The organism is Paenibacillus oceani (assembly GCF_014705615.1).
GTDB lineage: Bacteria > Bacillota > Bacilli > Paenibacillales > NBRC-103111 > Paenibacillus_AB > Paenibacillus_AB oceani.
This window is the reverse complement of record NZ_JACXJA010000009.1, coordinates 1-18,874: the sequence shown is the minus strand read 5'-3', so window position 1 is coordinate 18,874 and position 18,874 is coordinate 1. Positions and strand designations below refer to the sequence as shown.

Annotated in this window: 10 protein-coding genes; 1 reads left to right on the top strand and 9 read right to left on the bottom strand. The window is 57.7% G+C overall.

Annotated features, from left to right (window positions below):
- Positions 1-488: 488 nt before the first annotated feature.
- The 9 genes from IDH45_RS09205 to IDH45_RS09165 all read right to left on the bottom strand — a co-directional run bounded on the left by IDH45_RS09205 (position 489) and on the right by IDH45_RS09165 (position 17,824).
- Positions 489-971 (bottom strand): hypothetical protein, encoded by a 483-nt coding sequence (locus tag IDH45_RS09205; protein WP_190926802.1) that lies wholly within the window; start codon positions 969-971, stop codon positions 489-491.
- Positions 972-1,053: 82 nt separating this feature from the next.
- Positions 1,054-5,784: a carboxypeptidase regulatory-like domain-containing protein gene (locus IDH45_RS09200; RefSeq protein WP_190926801.1), complete on the bottom strand. Its 4,731-nt coding sequence runs from the start codon at positions 5,782-5,784 to the stop codon at positions 1,054-1,056.
- Between the two features lie 47 nt (positions 5,785-5,831).
- Positions 5,832-6,830, bottom strand: a complete 999-nt coding sequence (locus tag IDH45_RS09195) for a zinc-dependent alcohol dehydrogenase (RefSeq protein ID WP_317891178.1) — start codon at positions 6,828-6,830, stop codon at positions 5,832-5,834.
- A 70-nt stretch (positions 6,831-6,900) separates the two neighbouring features.
- The gene (locus IDH45_RS09190) at positions 6,901-8,229 is read right to left on the bottom strand and encodes an ABC transporter substrate-binding protein (RefSeq protein WP_190926798.1); all 1,329 of its coding nucleotides are present in this window, start codon (positions 8,227-8,229) and stop codon (positions 6,901-6,903) included.
- Between the two features lie 11 nt (positions 8,230-8,240).
- Entirely contained in the window at positions 8,241-9,629 is a 1,389-nt protein-coding gene (locus IDH45_RS09185) for an extracellular solute-binding protein (protein WP_190926796.1), read from the bottom strand.
- Positions 9,630-11,003: 1,374 nt separating this feature from the next.
- Positions 11,004-13,244: an FAD-dependent oxidoreductase gene (locus IDH45_RS09180; protein ID WP_190926795.1), complete on the bottom strand. Its 2,241-nt coding sequence runs from the start codon at positions 13,242-13,244 to the stop codon at positions 11,004-11,006.
- 80 nt (positions 13,245-13,324) lie between these two features.
- Positions 13,325-15,097: a glycosyl hydrolase family 28-related protein gene (locus IDH45_RS09175; RefSeq protein ID WP_190926793.1), complete on the bottom strand. Its 1,773-nt coding sequence runs from the start codon at positions 15,095-15,097 to the stop codon at positions 13,325-13,327.
- Positions 15,098-15,186: 89 nt separating this feature from the next.
- Positions 15,187-16,485: an ABC transporter substrate-binding protein gene (locus IDH45_RS09170; RefSeq protein WP_190926791.1), complete on the bottom strand. Its 1,299-nt coding sequence runs from the start codon at positions 16,483-16,485 to the stop codon at positions 15,187-15,189.
- A gap of 70 nt (positions 16,486-16,555) precedes the next feature.
- The gene (locus IDH45_RS09165; protein ID WP_190926789.1) at positions 16,556-17,824 is read right to left on the bottom strand and encodes a sialidase family protein; all 1,269 of its coding nucleotides are present in this window, start codon (positions 17,822-17,824) and stop codon (positions 16,556-16,558) included.
- 145 nt (positions 17,825-17,969) lie between these two features.
- Between IDH45_RS09165 and IDH45_RS09160 the strand changes: the two genes are divergently transcribed.
- A complete protein-coding gene (locus tag IDH45_RS09160) occupies positions 17,970-18,788 on the top strand; it encodes an AraC family transcriptional regulator (protein ID WP_190926787.1) in 819 nt (272 codons plus the stop codon).
- Positions 18,789-18,874 lie beyond the last annotated feature (86 nt).

Genomic DNA, 18,874 nt, shown 5'->3' with positions numbered 1-18,874 from the left:
CCTTGCCGAAAATAAACTTTCGCACCTCCGCCGGGATGTTATCGCTTAACGTACACACCTGATAGATTTATGAATAAATCGTCCGGCAAATCCTTTATATCGATTCGTAACACGGTCTACTTAAGAGATCATTTCGTACATGCGGGGACGGTCCTTTGCGTGCAACCCCCCTACGTTGGCGCGAGGAAGGAAATGCGTCACCCTGGCTCCAGCCGCTCGCTGATCAGGTTTTGGGGTAAACGGCCACCCGTGATGAACGATTTGCGGCACTTGCCGACTCGACAAGGAAGAGCCCCTTCGTCTCTTTTAGTACAGTAAAAAAAACTCAAAACTTCTGCATACTCAAGAAAAAACGCCCCGTACAGGGCGTCTGCTAAAGCGTTCGGCTTCCGCACGGGCATCCAACGACAAGAGCCCGATCAGGTATCCGTGCGAATCTTCCATCTGCTCATTCCAGAAAGATCAGAAAAACCAGGTCCGGGTCTACATTAGAAAACGACGCTCGTTTTGTCCAAGCCGATCAGCGTCATCCCGATTAGAGGATGCCCGCTCCACGTGGAGACCGACAGCTCGTATGTAATGCCGGTCGGGATGGTCCACAAGTCTTCCGCCGGAATCGAGTAGCTGCCAAGCGTAGCACCGACCGGCGCGCTCTGGGCGATAAACGGAGTCGAGTAAATGACCGTACTGGTGGACGTATCGAGTACCGTCACGACAAAGTGCGAGGTCGCGGCGTCTTGAACCCAATGCATACTGCCGCTGTACATGCCCGGTGACGAGATCGTGCCGGTCGGCGCGTATATGTACGTTCCTCCCCATGCCATCGCTTGACCCGACAGCCCAGCCACCATTCCAATGACGAGCAGCCAAACCGCCGCATACCGCAAACCTTTCCTTCTCAGACCGATCCACTCCTTCATTTCAGTTATGGGGCGGGCCGTGAAGCTTCCATTCGGCCCGCTTCCCATCACCCACTATATGCGCTTTAGGGCGATATAGAATAACTGGAATCGAGATGCGGGTCCCCTCCGATATCCTCCGTATCCAGCTCGGTTAGTCGGTGCCATTAGCAGGAGCGGAACCTGTAACTTGAAGCGCATCGATATTGATAAATGTGTTCGTCGATTCGGGACGTTTCTCGCCGGTAACGACGATGCGGATAACATGCACGCCTTCGGGCAAAGGACCGGTATCGAATATTTCGTGCCGGTATTTGACGTTCGGACTGTACGTATCGATGTTCCCCCGGTACAGGCCGTCCAAGTACACATCCGCTTTCCCCCGTGAACTGCCGACCAGACTGAGCACCTTCGCTCGCGTGCCGTAAAACGGTATGTCGACGGAACCGCCGGCGATTCGGGTCTGTCTGGAGCTGCCGCCGGACATTAACGACGACTCCAATGTCGTCCACACGCCCGAATATTTCGCCAACGGGTGTGCATCTTCCACAGTGGAGAGATAACCCGACATCAGGATGACAGGAACGCCTGACGATACTTGATGTTGTGAGTCTACCGCATAGATCGAATACAAGCCCTCTTGCATCCCTGTCGTTTCCAGATAAGCGGGCACGCCGGCGACTGCCGCCGATCGTGCTCCGTACACCGCTCCGCCTACCGTAACTGCAGCCGCTTCCAAAGCGGATGGAGTCGGCTCAGTCGCCGATGGTACAAGATACACATAACCGGATGCCGAGCTTGTTGCCGTCACTTGGCTGCCCACGAGCGTTCCGACATAGGTGACCTGGGTCACGGTTGGCGGCATTAACTTTGTAAAGGAAATCGGAATTGTTGCCGTTTGTCCGGCTGCGACATAGACCGCATCGGAAACCGTAAGAACATGTCCCGGACTGGTCGCCGTAACCCGCTGCCATCCTTCCGGCACGCCGGAAAGCGAATACGTGCCGTCGGCACCCGTGTCGGAAGCTACCGCCTGATTACCGGTCAGGTTAACCTTCGCTCCATGTACAGGCTGACCAAACGGGTCGTAAACCGCCCCGATCACAGTCCCCGCGCGTGACACTGCGGGCGGGTCGCCGGCAGGCCATTCGGTCCGTTCGACATTGCTTATGGAGAATGTATGGAGTCCGGTCCACTGCTTCATTGGAAACGAAGTTTGCGCCGAGCTGCCGTCTTCACGCACGACGAAGCCCGGATCTTCCTGATCGAATACGAGCAGCGTCCGGCTCCCGTGCGGACGGACTTCACGTACGAGGAACCCCTGCTTGCTCCCGTCCGGATGTGCGACGATGACATAGCGGCCTGCCGCCGATGCAGGTACGCTCGCGGACGTCAGGATTCCGTCGTAGTCGTCTCCGCCCGCCAGCCGAAGCGTCCCGACGACGGTTCCCGTCGCCGTTCCCGCCCCGCTCAGCTCCCGATCCCCTTTTTTCAGGAGCGTACCGCCCGTCAGCTTCATCTCCCGCACTTGCCCGTCGACATGCCGAATCAGTCCCATTTCTCCGGACAGAGTCACGTCACCGACGACCAGGGGCATCTGATGTATGGCATAGTCCGGATTGCTCAGCAGCAAATCCGTCGTGCCGCCATAAGCGACTTTTACGGCGACCGCTCCTTCCGGAGCCTGTTCCGGCTGAAGCCTGTCGATCGCCTCGATTCGCGGCGTCGCCTTGCCGTCGTAGGGCTCGAGCAGCGTGATGAACGTGCTTTTCAAATTCGTACCGTCGCGACGCAACACCAGCTTCGGCAGCGTATACTTGACCGCCTCGTCGTTATTGTCCATATTCCGGCCTTCCAGCCTGGCTGACTTCAGCGACGGCGAGCGCCCCAAGTACAGCTCGTTTACTCCCGGCTCCAGCAATCCGGTAATATTCAGCTTCGATCCGGGCGAGCCGTCTTTGGCGGTAACTAGCGTCAGCTCGTACCGGTCGGCCGGCAGCACCGCTTGCTTCACATCGCGTACATAGATGTATCCGGGATAATTCCCCTCCGCACTCCCGCTGTCGCTGTTGCTGACCGGGGGCACCACTGTCGTACCGGGCGGCAGCAAGTAAGGCCCATAGTCGTTCAGCGTCATTCCGGTGTCAAAATAAGCATCCCGATTCGCATCGCCCTGCAGCGTATACTCGTGCCGGTTCCCTCCCGATACGCGGAACAGGTCGAGCACATAGCCTTGCTGGCCGTCTCCGTCCGCAAACGGCACGAACCACGGCTCGCGCCTGTATTCCTCGGTTACCGGATAGGCGCTCTCGTAGGAAGCTCGCATCGCCTGGAACCCGTTCTCTTGCGGAACGAACGCTTCTACGTTGCCGCCATGGACCGCATCTCCGCTGACGACCGCATTGCGGCTGTTAACGACAACGGTGTTGTGGGCCATCGTGGACAACGTATACCAGCGGTAAAACGTATTGAACGTGTAGCCCAAGTCGGGCAGCAGTTCCTGACGCGATGCGTACAGCCCGAGATTCAACGGGTCGTAATGGATATGGGTCGGATATTTCGGCTGGAAGCTCATATACAGCTGGGTCTGATCGAGTCCCTGGCCGCCGGACAGCCGACCGATCCCCGCTGCCGGCAGCAGTGTGGAGCCGGAATCCCCGGGTGCCGAAACTTTCGTATACGCCCAAGTATCCTGAATCGGATAATAATGGCCGTCCGGATAAACGAGCCGCTTCTGGTACTCCAGCGCTTTGCCGATAATCGGATAATCCCTGGCCATATCTAGGTTTACCAGACGTTTTCCCGTACGGGGAGAGATGTAGCCAACCGGGTCGGTCCAGCCCTTCAGTTTGTCGGCCGCCTGCTTGATGCCGCTTACCAATTCCATATGATAAGACAACGACACCTCTTGCCAAAAACCGTCGGACAAAAACAAAGTCGACATGAACTCTTCCATCTGTGCCACGACAAAGTGAATATAATCCGGTTCGTTCAGCGCTTTGCCCGCCTCAATCATGCCATTCCAGTTCGTATAGGACAAATTGCCGAGATGGACGGTATAGCCGAGTACATAGTCCAAGGACGGACCGAACATATCGCGGAGCAGCTTGGCTTCCACGTCTTCGCCGGCCTCGGCGCTGAGCACTTCGAACGCATCGGTTTTTTTGACCAGCGAATAAGCCTGGAAAAGCGACGTCAAGTACAACAGATCGGAGCCGTACCAGCGGTACCACATCCCGCCCCAATACGAATACGGAGGGCCCGCGGGGCGGCTGATCGAGTGGTAGTTCCACGCCTGATCGATCGTCGGATTGTAGCCTTCGTAGGCTTGGGCGAAACGGTATAACAATCGCGCCGCTCCAAGCGGATCGGTCTGAGCGATCGCCTTCGTCTCGCTAAGCGCCTTGTTTTTCTGCAAATACCACAGATGTCCGGTAATGAAGTACATCTTGCCATCGCCATCTTCGTAATACGGAATACGTACCGTCTCGCCTTTGCCGTTGGTCGTCACATACTCTTTGTTTTCTGCAAACGAAGCGTTCGGATACCCCGTGCCCGTCCTCGATGCGATCAGGCTCTGACCGTCAGCCGACAACGTGTACAGATTATCGGGATAAAGCTCCGGCATTTCCGGCAAGCCGACATAGCGGTATCCCGGCTGCTCGGGAATAAGCGATAATGCTTGCTGCACTCTCGCGGACGGAGCGGACGGAACGACTGCGACCGGCGGTTCATCGGAACCTTGCATCCGCGGCGCGATCGACAAGCCCGAAGCGATCATACTCTCGCGGTCGAACAGCAGCGTCGCCGCCCTAGGCTGCACCTGAGCCGAAGGCGACACGACAAGACGCAACTGGTACGCCCCGTCCTTTAGCGGCGCGGGATGCTCAAAGTCCAGTTTGTAAACTCCACCCGACTTCGTTAGATCGAATTCCTCCAATTGCTGCCAGCCGCTATCCGGACCTTTCCACATCAGCCGAAACTTGTCCTCATTCAGAATAGGGCCAGGAAGCTTGAATCGGAGCCTTTTCCCGGTAAAACCGTTGTAGGTAAGCTCGGCCTGTTCCAGTATCCATGGTACGGCGGCACTCGCTCCCGACGCTTGCGAGCCTGGAAATTGTCCGAAAAAAAGGCTGCCCATCCGGCCTTGATTGACGACTCCGCCGTACAGCCGCCCTCCTTCGCCGAAGCGGTCCCAATGATCGGAATGGCGGATCGGCACCCACGCGGTAAGCGGCCGGGTCAGCGAACGATGGACGTGAATGATGTTCACCCGCCATTCGTCGCCAGTAGCGGCGCCGCCGGGAACGATAGCCGCAAGCGGGATGGCTGCCTCTACCGTAACGCCGCTCCCTGCAGCGGTTATCTCGTAATTCACACCGGTTAACATCGTGCGTCCGGGATTGGCCGTATGATCGCCGCGCTGCGGACTCCATGTCGTGTCTGTGACCGAATGGTCGTTCGGGTCTACCGTCAGACGGGCGACATAATGGGTGTCGCCTTCCATCAGCGGACTAATGACAATCTCAATGTCCGCCAATGTGTCCGATTCGGCGTTGTCCATAGTTCCGCCGATGTACAAGTAGTCTTCGTCGTAGGCTGCCTTGTACTCGACTTGATGCGGAAGCGGCAACTCGTAATAAGCGGTTGCGAAACCGTCCAACACGGAAGACTGGTTCCACAACGTCTCGTCCAAGATGCCGTCTACGACGGGAGGGGCGTTCCACTTGGGAACAATCGTCCATTTGTCGGTATAATACGGGATCGGGGCCGGAACGGCCGCCTCCTCCGCATGCACCGTCCGTTCCGGTCCGTGTACCTCATACCCGCCTGCGAATGTCGTCACCAAGCAGCCAATAATCCCCGCCTTCACTAGCTTGTTCATCCCTCAGGCTCCTTTCGGGAACATGTAGTGCAGGAAGAAGCGCGCCTCTAATACCGGATCAGAACGCCCATCGTCTGCTCCGGCGCTTCCTTGCATAGCTGGTACGCCTGGTCGATCTCCTTGAAGTCGAAGCGATGCCGGATCAGCGGTTTTAGAGAAAGCTTTCTCCCTGCCAATAGCCGAACGAATTCAGCCACATTTCTGCCTTCTGTCCATCTGACATATCCGTCCGGATAATCAAAGCCTTCCTGCTCGTACCTCGCATCGTACCTTCCGGGGCCGCCGGCGCGGCAGATCCGGATTTGCGCTTCCTTATGGAACAAAGCGTTGCGTGTAAACGTCGTGTCCGGCACGCCCACGATCACGATATTGCCCCGGTCGCGCAGCCAGCCGATTCCGCGGTCCATCAGACCGTCTCCTTTGCCGCCGCCGAACAGCAGCACACTGTCCGCCCCGTTTCCTGCAATATGGCTCAAGGCCGGCTGCACTTCCTCCGCCCGTTCGTACACGGCCGCATCCGGAAGTATCGTTCTTAGCAGTTCGCACCTGGCCGCCAGCAGATCCAGCGCGACGACCTGGTAAGCGGCGGCGCTGGCAATCTGCACGCCAATCTGCCCGAGGATGCCCAGACCGACGATCACGGCCGTTTCCCCGAACTGCATGCCCGCTTGACGCAGCGCATGAATCGCTATGGCGCCGAGACCGGCGAAAGCCGCTTCCTCGGGATCGACGTGATCGGGGACAGGGACGGCGAGAAATTTCGGCACAAGCCGGTAATCCGCATGCGCTCCTTCGCCATAACAGGCTACACGCTGGCCGATCTCCACACTTTCCACACCCGCTCCTTTGGCTACGACGATCCCGACCGAATTGTAGCCGAGTCTCGTTCCGTCCGCTTTGCCTCGCAGCACCATCGTTTCCGTACCGTTGCTGATTGCAGAACATTCGGTCCGGATGAGCACCTGATGCCCGCCGGGGACCGGCAGTTCCCTTTCCTCCAATACGATTCTGCCTGAACGCGCTATGGTCATTGTCGCCTTTTGCACAGTTGTTCTCTCCCTCTATCCGACGGCCTCCCGCCGCAATCCGGATCTTCTCCGGCATGACGGCCGGCCGTTATTTGTTCTTCTCTTTCTCCAGCTCCTGCTTCAGCCTTTCGTCCGCTTCACGCAGTACCGTATTGACATCGGCTTGACCCTGGGCCGTCTTAACGAACGATTGCCAAATAATCGACTCCTGCAGGCTGCCCGATACGTTCGCCTTGTCTTTGCCCCGTTTGGGGGTAGGATCAGTCGGCTCGTATAATGTTAACGCTTTCATATTCTTCTTGGAATAGATCGGATGAGACTTGCCCAGCGCCTCACGGATCTCCTTATTCACTAGCGTAGTCGGAATGCCGTTGCGCGAGTCCTGCATCTGCACCTCGTCGGAGAGCATCTCCATAATAACCTGGAACGCCTCGTCCTTATGCTTGCTCTGCTGCGTAATCGACCAGTAGGCCGGGGTCCGCTGCCCCATCAGCTTCGGCGCTCCCGTCAGCGCCGGCACGGAGACGATATCCCAATTCACTTCGGGAGGGACGACGAAGTAGATGCTGTGCTGTCCCAGATACATCGCGGATTGTCCCTTCGTGAACACCGCATTTTCCAGCGCGAACGTACTCTCGACGGCATTGTTCGGAATCTGGTGGAACCGCTTGAAGTTATCGAATATCGATTTCCACTTCGTCTGGTCCGCCAAGCCGTCCTTCTCCGGATCGAGGATGGGCAGCGAGTATGGGTTGTCGCGCAGCAGCGCAATCAGGCTGGAGCTGAACCCGCGGTACACTTTGCCGCCGTCGGTGCGGGACATTTTGACGGCCAGATCGTACACCTCGTCCCAGCTCATGCCGTCGCGCGGGTAAGGAACTCCGAATTTGTCGAACAGATCTTTGTTGTAATACAGGACGGATGGAAAATAAGGAGGCACCGGCAAGCCGTAAAGCCCGCCTGTCTGACCTGTATTGATATTATCCTGAATGAAGGCCGGCACGAAGCGATTCAAGTCGTATTTGTGCTTGGCTACAAGCTCCCGCAGATCGTAACCGAGCTGAAGATCGAGGTAACCGGACTTCATGGTCGGCGTATCCGTCCGGATAATGTCCGGGACTTCGCCGCGCGCCACCTTTTCCGTAATCGAGTTGCCCTTGTCGCTCGTCTGATAGTCGAAGGTAATATGCGGGAACTTTTTCTCCAGCGTCCCTCTGAACCGCGAGTCGAACTCCTCCGGCTTCACTCCTGCCGCATAAATCGTCATCGTGAACGGCTCCGGCGGTTTATCGCCGCTTCCCGCCCCCGGCGCTCCGCCGGGATCGCCCGTTCCTTTCGGGTCCGCGCCGCATCCGGCTAATACCGCCATGGCAAGCGGTACGCATGCCGCTTGCTTCCACTTTTTGCTGAATACCATTGGATATCCCCCTATGTTCCGTTTTCCGGTTCGCCTCCCTGATGATCGAGAAGTTCGCCGATGCCCCGGTACAGTTCCTCTTCTGCAGTCATGTTCGCCCAATACGACTTCAACAGTTGGGCCAGCTTGCCCATCGACGATACGGCAATCGGCAGATCGCGGTGCGTCCGGTACGAGAAGATCAGCTCCCGGTACAGCATATACCGGCCCGGAACGTTCGCGATCTCCCCGCTCCAGCCGGACGGTTCGATTCGCTGCCGCGCAGGAATGCTTAACGTATGTTTGCGGATCAAGCTTTGCGCCCGTTCGGAGGTCAAATAGTCGACGAGCAGCCTTGCCTCCTCCTTATGCCCGGAGTGGGACGCGATACCGGCTCCGGTAGCGACCGTTAGCGTGCGAGGCTCGTGCAGAAATGGCATCGGTGCGATGTCGTATTCGACTTCGGCTTGCTTCCAATCGTTCAGCGCCATATAGCTCGTAAGCACCATCGACAATTTGCCTTCAAGAAACATCCGTTCAATATCGGCGTTGTTCTCTGACATGTAACGCGGAAAGACGTTGTGGTTGCACACAATCTCCTTGCACAGGCGTATGCCTTCCATCAGCCGGGCTGCGTCGTCCGGTACATGCGGGCTTCGTCGCGCGCGCCGGCGCTCCCCGCTCTGGAGCAGGAAGATCGGCCAGCGGTTCACGTCCGGCAGATGAAAGCAAAAACCGTACCTTTCGCCCTCCGTCAGCTTCTCCGCGTTCCGCACCAAATCGTCCCAGGTCCAGCCGCCCGTCGGCTCCGCCAACCCCCGCTCCCGGAAATGCCGCTTGTTGTAACACAAAACGACCGGTGTAAAGATGATCGGCTGCAGAACCGCGCGGCCTTCGTGCGAGAACAGATCGTTCAGAAACGGATACAGGTCCGGATGGACTTCAATCGGGTCCAGAATACCGGTGCCTCCCTGCTCGCACAATTGCTGAAACTGCATGTTACTCAAGGTGAACACGTCAATCACATTCGGCTCCGCACGTTCGTACTCCTTAGACGCCGAGTAAACTTTTACGTGCACCGTAATCCAGGAGTACAGCCGCTCAAAGTCTTTCAGAAGCTCGTTCAGCGCCATATTGCGAACCGTTGTTTCGTTCAGGCCCAGCGTCAGGCCGACCCGCGGTCTTCTGCGGAGGACGCGGTTGCCCACATTCGGAATTTTCTCGATCCATCCCTCTCCCGCGAGAATCTCCAGCCCTTTGCGTACGGACAGATTGCTGATTCCGAAACGGACTGCAAGCGCTTTCTCAGAAGGCAAATCCGTCCCCGGCTCGTACAAGCCTTCCACGATTTCGTTTTTTATCGTTTGGACCATATGCTCCAGCATTTGGCGGAACTGTTCGTTCGTCGGTCTTCCTCTCATCCGGCGGCTCTCTCCCTGCAATCGCAAATGCGATGTTATCCCCTACTTATTCGGCTCCCGATAGGCAATCCCTCCTAGAGCGACGACTAGCTATCCGGTTTATATAATTAATTATTTTAATAAACCGGATAAAGTCAGTCTTTCCATTACCGTTCCGGTTCCGATTATAACATCCCAATATCTGTTTGAAAACCATTATTTTGTAAACCGGAATCATTATTTATATAAATTATATAAACCGGATTAAGCAACAAAAGGATAGCTAGGCAAACGGAAAGTCCGTTTCCGCCCATTGGGAATTAGGCAGGAACGGGATTCCGGATGATCACAATTGGGGTTGTCCTGAGACTGTCGATTCAGTGTGGACAACCAAGTGGAAAGGGAAAAGATGACCTTCTGGCGAGTTTTGTCTGGAATCCCCTACCTTACAATCGTTATTCAATCAAGGGATTCCGGACAACCTGTTTGAGCAGAAGGAAGTAACTTTTCACTGGGAACGGTCTGCTAACACTTCTACACATGGAATCGACAGCCTCGTCCTAACAGTTATTCGGCGATTTTCGGCGCCCCGCTCAGAACCGATTTCCACTCGACAAGAAAAAGGACCTCAGCCCCCGCGTTACAGCGGAATTTGAGGTCCTTTCGTATGAATTCGTTGGAAAACGGGGACGGTCCCCTCTGTCATACGAACACGTTTGTGACAGCCGCTCCTTTGACGTGCGGATCCACACGTTGGTGCACGTAAGGTAACGGACGGTTTGGCTACAGCCGCTCCTTTGATCCGGTATTGTGGTACCCGCTCGGCTTCAGATGAGGCTCGTAACCGCGTTTCTTCCAGCAGACTGTGTTCACTTTCGCAGAAAACGCAATGCGCTTGCCCTTGAAACGGGTTTTATCACAGTATAGGAGTCTTTGGCATCCTCAATTTTGGGCATAAAGGGACGAGCGGGACGAATAGAGGCGGTTTGCATCGCTTATTTCAACCCGTTGGTGCGGTCTGCCCCCTTATCGCGGATATTAACAGCTCCAAACCACTCTTAAGTCCCCATCCAAGCGGATTATGGACAAAATAAAGGGTACAAACTGCTCTTACCAAGTTCCCAGCCCGGCCCTGCCTCCGAAAAAGCCAATACGACGCCAACTTGCCTCGATCGCTGCAGCTGCACGGCTGCACAGGAATACGCCACCAGCTTCCCGTTTGGCAGTAGTCTGCCCGTTCCCTGGGATGTTACTTCTTTGCCGGCCAACAGTTCCGGCACGGTTACCCCTTTTGGCAATAGCCTGCCCGTTCCCTGGAATGTTACCGGCTGGAGCCGCCGCACGGCCTCCACTGCAACATGCTTCTCGTTTGGCACCCAAACCGGCTTGAGCCGATTAGACGGTTTCGTGATCGTACACCCGGATGTCGATCAGCTCCGCCCGCTCCCCTCCGTTCGTCTTCTCCACAACGAGACGAATTCGGGACGCGGCAACCGGGGACACGAGGTGCACCCTCTTTCTTTTCCGGTTCCCGGTTTCCCGGTGCAGCACCACCCATTCGTCCGCGATCCATGCCTCCAGCCGATAATCGGCCGCCAATTCGGGAATCGTCTCGAACGGCGTCACGAGATAGTGCAGGTTGTTCAAATATTCGTTGACATCGTCGTTAAACGTCAGATGGATCTCCCGGACAGTGACCGGCTCATTCCATTGCAGCTCCAGCCATTCCCCGCTTCCGCCGGCCATCCGTCCGGACATCCATAGCTGCGGACCGCCGTACGGCCGGATCACTCCGCTCACCGCCTTGCCCGGGGCGTAAGCTAACGTCTCCCCGTGTATATGGAAGCAGATCGGCTTGCGGACAAAACGTTTCATTCTCCATTCGAGAACCGGCTGCGCCGGCTTGCTGTCCGCAGGTCTCTCGACTTTACCGAAGACGAGCACACCGGTGAGCGGCGAATCCGACTGCCACAACATCAGCGCCGGGTTCGCCTTAACGACGATAAATCCGTTCTGCGGTTCTTCCGGAGCCCATGACAAAGGAACGGTCGTCCATTGCCGCTTCCCTTGGCGCACTTCGACCGACGCCTCGTCAATTTTCCGGAACGGAACGTAATTCTCCTTGCGGCCCGTATCCCACAGCTCGACACGGAGCGTCGTATGGCGCTCGGCATCCAGCAGCAGCTCCAGCTCCCCAAGCTTCGGGTCGACCGGGACGAGCAGACCGATGTCCGTATCCAGCGGCAGGCGCTCTGCAGGCCGCTCCACGGCTAAGACCGTCCTTGTGCTGGAGGCGTTCACGACAGCCCGCCGGGCCAAGTTGCGCGGATCGCGGTTCGTCAAGCCGATGATCGAAGCATCCTGATGAAGCAGCGCCTGCTGCAGCTCCGGAAGCCGGCTGCGGTACAGCTCGCGCGGAGTCGTCCCGCTCCTGACGCACAGGGCGGCCGCCGTTCCCGCCGCTTCCCCCATCGCCGCGCACGTCGCCATCACCCGCGTCGTGCCGAAAGCGACATGCGAAGAGCTAATATTGCGGCCGGCCATCAGCATATTCGATACATTAACCGAATACAGAGAGCGGAACGGGATATGGTAGTTTCCGTCGGGATGCCAATGCTTCGACCCGCTCTCCTCCGCATACATCCCTTGGGGAGGGTGCAGATCGATCGACCATCCGCCGAACGCGACCCGGTCGTCGAATGGAACCTGGCTTAATATATCATTCTGCGTCAGCACATAATCGCCGATGAACCGGCGGTATTCGCGCTTGCCCGGAACCGCTCCGACCCATTCCAGCGTTAACGTATCCGCCTCGAAACGGCCCGAGTTTTTAATATAGTCCCAGATCCCGTATATGGCAGCCCACAACTCGTCGCGGATGCGCTCGTTCTCATGGACCGTATCCACTTCCCCGCCCCATTCGATCCACCAGTAATGACAGCCGGAATCGCCCGTGCGGATAATACGCCGCAAAGGAATCGGCGTCTCGGCGATGTTCTTGGCGAACGACGGAGCGACATATTTCACCGGTTTCCCGGCGTCTTTCGTATAAAACAGCATCGTGCTCCCAAGCGTGATATCGTCGGCTTGCTCCGGCGCCCACGCTTCGCCGTACGCGCTCCTCGCCTCGCGGCCGATGCGGTATTCCGCTCCCGCCAAAAAGCCGACGAGCCCGTCACCGGTGCAGTCGGCGAACAGTTCGCTCTCGAAGCGCAATTTCCGTTCCGAACCGGCCATCCATCCGGTCACGGAGCGGATACGGCGCTCTTCGGCCGTCCCTTCCGCCTTCACCTCGTGCACATCCGTATTGAGAAACAGCCGGATTTTTTTCTCCGCCAGCACCGTCTCCAGAACGACGAGGTCCCAGTAATACGGGTTGCCCTGCGGATTGCGATATTGGTTTTCCAGCAGCATTTCCCCGATGATTCCGGTCTCCCGGGCGAACCGGTGCGTGCCGCCGGCCGAAGCTCCGCTCACCCATACGCGAACTTCGCTGCTGGAATTGCCTCCGAGCACCGGTCTGTTCTGTACGAGTGCGACCCGGCTTCCAAGCCGCGCGGCAGCTACGGCAGCGCATACCCCGGCCAACCCTCCCCCGATCACGGTCAAATCCGAACGTATCGTTTCTTCTCTCATCTCTGTCCTCCATGCCCCATGATTGGTTCCGGTGACGTTCTCCTACCCAGCTATCCAGCTACCCCGCTTAATTAATCCGCTCATTTCGCAGTCCAGCCGGTATTTCCGGTACCGCTCTCCTTCACGTAAAGCGTCGCCCCGGGCACTCCGTCCGCCCGCAAATAAAGCGACCCCACCGGAGCCGATACGATTCCTTCCGGGTTGCCGGTTCCGTACCGTATCCCGATCTGGTCCGCTCCAAGCAGCACGCCCGCCGCTTGCAGAAATCCTTCCGCCGCGCCTTCACGGACGTTCAGCGACGTGCCCGACACGCCGATATTGGGGGCGCTCGTATCGCCGCCGAAATATACCCGGCCGTCCTTCACGAACCACTGGGTTAAACCGGTGGCCGTATCTACGGTCGTGATCGCATTCGTCGACGTCAAGCTTTTGATCGTGGCTGCTGCCATCTCGATTCCGGTAGGGGCGTTGTTCACGAAAGTCATCTTGCGCACCGACTGATCGTCGATCAAGGCGATGCTGCTCGTTCCCGACGGCTGCCGGACGCTGTCGATCGTCGTGATCGGCAGCGTGCCGGTAATGTAGACGCCGCGCCGGACGTTGCCGAAAATTTGCATCCCGCGGACGGTGCACAGCCTGATGTCAGTAGAGACGACATCGATCGCGCTTTCCCCTGTCCCCGAACTGAAATGAACGCCGTCGATCGTTACGTTCGTGCCCGGATAGGACAGCTTCCATACCGCGTTGCAGCCTGCGTTCGGCACTTCCACGTATGTATTCTGGAACGTCCAGGCGCCGCCGCCCGACAGCACGATCATGCCCGCCGCACTGCCGCACCACTGAACCACATTGCCCGAGAAGAGCAGCGCCGACGCTTTGCTGGCAGGGACGTCGCAGTAGATGCCTTCCTGGGCGTGGCCGCTAATATAGTTGGCAATAAACCGCCCGGAATACACCTGCTGCCCGATCCGGATGCCCTGCTTGCTGTTCCAGAATTCACATCCCGTTACCGTAGGCGTCCAGGCGGACACCCGCAGCGCAGGCCCGCTGCCGATCCCCGACACGCGGACCCCTTCGAGCAAGCAGGCTCGGGATGCGCCGCCCCAGGTCGCCACGTCGTCCTGCGGACCTAGCAACGCTACGCCTTCGCTCGATTGGGCGTTCCCTTCGAGCGTAAAGTCCCGCGCAGCGCATGAAAGCGCGTAACCCGTCGTCTTCGGGTCCGTATTGTCGCCGAAGTGCAGCAGCGGACTGCCGTTCGCCGTGTTTTTCAACACCGTTACGAAGCGGCCGGCGCCGCGGAGCAGTTGCCCGTTGGCCTTCACCCGCAGCGTACCGGTAATCGCGTACGTGCCGGGCGGCATCCATACCGGCAGTCCGCTGTCTAGCGCGGTTTGGATCGTGGCCGTGCAATCCGTCGCCCCGTCTCCGACCGCTCCGAACCAGGCAATGCTGATCTCTCCCTGATGAATCCGTTTCCAGCGGGCACCCGATGCGGAGACAATCACAAGCCCCGTGTTGTCGGGCGAAGCCGTATCGGACCCGTCGTAGAAAAACGGTCCTTCGCAGCCGCTGTCGGTCACATAACAGTACGGCTCCCCGATCGGACCCGTCATCGCCCGGAGCCCGGCAATCGTCGTAAACGGACAACAGGCCGGGTCCAAGCCGTCGTCCCCGCCGTACACCGAATCATGCACCGACTCGCCCCTGGACTCGTTCGTCAGCATCCCCGCAGTCAATAACGCCGCCCCCGTCATGCCGAGCGCCGAAAGCATCTTCCTCCGGCTCATCGGCGAAGACGGCCGGCTAAGAGTCGAATCGTTCGATTCCGTCCTTGCCTCGCGTGTATCCATGCATATCCCCGCTTTCGGTTAGGTTCGGTTTCGTCTGCGCGCGCTCCCGTCCTCACGCAGACGGCCCCGTCTGTGCCGGCCTAGGCCGGCTATTGGCTTTTCTGCTCGGCGATCGCCTTCTCCAGCTGTTCCTCCGCTTCGCGGAGCAGCGTGTTGACATCGCCTTTGCCGGCGACATAATTTTTCAGCTTGGATTCGACGACGCTTAGTCCTTTGCGATCATAATCGGACATCGGGAAAGAGGCCGGGTAACGCATCTCGCTAAGCGGCTTCAGATTTTTCCCCGCCGCCGCTGGATTGTTCTCAAAGGCGCGCGCCAGTAGCTGCGGGTCCTTAAGCGCCGTTACCCGGCCGTCCCGGGTCGCGTTCAACTGCACCTCGGGATCGGTGCTGAGGAACGAGATGATTTGGAACGCCAGATCGATGTGCTTGGAGCCGGCCGACAAGACCATGCCGTCGGAGAACAATCCGGCCCCCACCTTCGGGTTGTCAGCAAAAGCCGGGTACGTCACGACGTCCCATTCGAGCCCTTCCTTTTCGAAGGCGGCCATATCCGAGTTTTGCAGCTGTAAAATGTCCGGCATCATGCCGACCGTACGCTGCTTAAGAAATTCATCCCTGTAATCGAAGAAGGAGCGCACAGTGGACGGGCCCGGATACATGTTCCGGATCGTGTCGAACAACCGTTTCCAGCCTTCGGTCTGGATCGCAGCCTTGCCTGTCTTCGCATCCACATACGGCAAGGACAGCTGCATTTGCGTCCGGTTCGTGCTCAGCGGCGGTCTCATCCCGACATACTGGATGCCGTTGTCCTGACGGTTCATTTTGCCCGCCAGGGCGATCACCTCGTCCCACGTCATATGGTCTTTCGGGAACGGAACTCCGAACTTGTTGAACACGTCTTTGTTGTAATGCAAGGCGAATTCAAATACATTAAACGGCAGGAAATACAACTGCCCGTTCTCCGAATACGACCGGATATTATCCACAACCCCGTCCCTGTACCGGCCAAAGTCGAACTTGTGCTTCTCCGCAAGCGGCTGCAAATCCGCCATTACTTTCAGCGGAGTGAGCATCTGCAGATTAGTGCTGCCTTCCCATATCATGTCCGGCACATTCCCGACCGTAATCAGATCCTGAATCGTGGCGCTTTTTTGCTCTACCTGCTGCAGCGTCACATGCGGAAACTTGACTCTGACATGCCGGGCAATATACGTCTCGAATTCGGCAGGCGTCAGCTTCGAATAAAACGACAGCGTAACCGGCTCCTGCCGGACGATCTCCTCCTTGCCCGCTTCCTTGCCGGCCGATGAACGCGGCCCGCTGCCCGAACAACCCCACAACACCATCATGCTTGCAACAGCCACACATACGGCAGTCCTTCGCATGGACGGCCCCCCTTTGTATCATTTGATGAATAGCAGTTTCACAGATAAGTAGATTTAGTAGATTAGTAGATCAATAGATCAAGCGGCGAAAATTCACGATCCGATGAAATGTAATCAAATTGCCGTTGTGCGCGTCCTTCGCCCGCCCGTCTCCGGAACGGCTCAAGATCACCAGATCCTCGCCGTCGATCGCCATACTCGCATAGTGCCGGGCCTGCCTCGGCGAATCCCCGGCCGCCACCAGTCCGGCAAAACACCAATCCACGCAGTTTCGCGAAAAATGCAGCTGCAGCCGGTGCCGCTCGTTTTTGCCGAGACCGTACCGGTCTTCAGGCAGCCGTTCCGCCCTGGTCATGCTGTCCGTCGCCTGCGAGCTGAGCAGCCAATACAGGCCGCAGCGTTCGTCGAACGTGATATGGAACTTCAGATGACCGCCCGGGCATGGGATCAAGGCGAACGTTTTTCCCGAAGGGGATTTTTCGAGTTTCGTTTCGATCGTGCCATCCTCGAGCTCTACCGCTTTCGCAATCGCCGCATATCCGGTGCCTCCCGTATGGGAGCGCATCCACAGATGAAACGTATTCCCTTCCGGGTCATGGAAATAATGGTCCGGATCGTCAAACCGGACTACATTCGTCTCCAGCCAGCCCATGCGGGCGCACTTGCGTCCGGGAGCAACCAGAGCGGACGTTCCCGGCTCCACCTTGTAGAACGGTACTCCGAAATAGTCCAATCCCTCCTCCGGCACCGCCTCGCAGAACGCCAGCTCGGAGGCGAACGTCCAGTTGCTTCGGTCGGTCAAGTCCGCATCCGCCCGTCCCCGCAGCAGCACCGGAGCCAGATCGGAGACCGGCCAGCCCGCTCCGTCCGATCGCACATTCCGCTCCATGACCAGGTACACGTTCCCTTTGGCGTACATCACATTTGCCGGCGCCTGATGCCACATCTGCCCTTGTGTCAGCAGCACCGGCTCGCTCCACGTATCGCCGCCGTCGTCGGAGCGGATGATCGCCAAATCGTGACAATGGCCCAGCACGTACAAGCTTCTCCCCGCGGTAAACGGTCTGGCGTGCATGAAAGGAAAGTCCGTCCGGTGCTGCCAAGTGCGGCCCTTGTCATCGGAGACGAACACTTTGCCGAACCACAGCTTGCCTCCCTCGATGCGGCGCTTCTCGCCGGCGATTCCATCGATGCCGGGCCCGCTCATGTCGAGCGTAGCAACCAGTCTGCCGTTCGGCAGCACCGCGATTCCCGGGCTGTACACATAAACGTTCTCGGGGTCCGGCGATTCGTACACTGTTACATATTCGCGAGCCAACTCTCCGACCCGTTCTGCCAAGTTCACCGCGCCTCCTTTGTCTTCGGTTCGTCCCTCTACCGCGCGTTAAAGGGATATGTCTAGCCTAGTAAATTCAATTTACTTTTCCCATGCAATTGTTTATCATCGACCATATACTCCATTTCATTTCAAGGGAGGCCGTCGCATGGAGCCGTATGGTCCGGCCGATGTGGTTCCCCAGCTCGTTCATGTGTTGTATTGGGACCGGAAGGAACGTTTTTTAATTGACACGGACATCTACCCCGCCTGGGTCATGTTTGCCGTGTGCGAAGGGATTTTCGACTTCCGGATCGGCGATCACGGCGGAAGCGCTACGAGTGGAGATCTCGTCATCTGCCCGCCTGGCGTGCCGTTATGGCGGGAAGTGGTGCGGACGTTATCGTTTTTCGTCATTCATTTCCACTGGAATTTGCCGGATTCGCGGCAGACGATCGGGGAAACTTCGAGACTGTCACAGCTCCCGCAAGGAAAGGTTACGCTTCGCGACAGCCGGCGCTTATCGTCGACTTATCAATATTTGCACGATCTTTGGCCGAAACGGGACAAGCTGCATCGCCGCCGGCAAAACTTGCTGCTGAACGACATGTGGCTCCAATATTGCCTCGAAACGGAAGCGGCCCGGAAGCTGGAAAAGCCGGCAGATGCGCTTATGCAGAAGGCAGTGCGGCTGTTGGAGGCGCGCGCGTACGATAGCCGGTTCAGTATGAAATTGCTGTCTGCCGAGCTTCAGCTGTCCCCCGTTCAATTTACCCGCAGGTTCAAATCGCAATTTGGCAAAACGCCTACGGATTTCGTCGTGAATCTGAGGCTGGATAAGGTTCGGCAAATGCTCCTGGAGACGAGCTACCCGCTCGATCAGATCGCCGAGTTGTGCGGATACGAGAACGGGTTTTACTTAAGCCGCGTCTTCTCCAAAAAATTCGAGATGAGTCCCTCCATGTACCGCAGCGTCCATCAAATCTGACGCGACATCGGGAGGTTCGGGGGACCGAGTTTCCGGGGGGCGGGTGATGCGGGGTGCGGGATTCCGGGGTGCCGGGTTCGGGGTTC

Coding starts and splice junctions, on each gene's coding strand:
- IDH45_RS09200 (WP_190926801.1), bottom strand. CDS start 5,784: ATGAACAAGCTAGTGAAGGCGGGGATTATTGGCTGCTTGGTGACGACA.
- IDH45_RS09190 (WP_190926798.1), bottom strand. CDS start 8,229: ATGGTATTCAGCAAAAAGTGGAAGCAAGCGGCATGCGTACCGCTTGCC.
- IDH45_RS09185 (WP_190926796.1), bottom strand. CDS start 9,629: ATGAGAGGAAGACCGACGAACGAACAGTTCCGCCAAATGCTGGAGCAT.
- IDH45_RS09180 (WP_190926795.1), bottom strand. CDS start 13,244: ATGAGAGAAGAAACGATACGTTCGGATTTGACCGTGATCGGGGGAGGG.
- IDH45_RS09175 (WP_190926793.1), bottom strand. CDS start 15,097: ATGGATACACGCGAGGCAAGGACGGAATCGAACGATTCGACTCTTAGC.
- IDH45_RS09170 (WP_190926791.1), bottom strand. CDS start 16,485: ATGCGAAGGACTGCCGTATGTGTGGCTGTTGCAAGCATGATGGTGTTG.
- IDH45_RS09160 (WP_190926787.1), top strand. CDS start 17,970: ATGGAGCCGTATGGTCCGGCCGATGTGGTTCCCCAGCTCGTTCATGTG.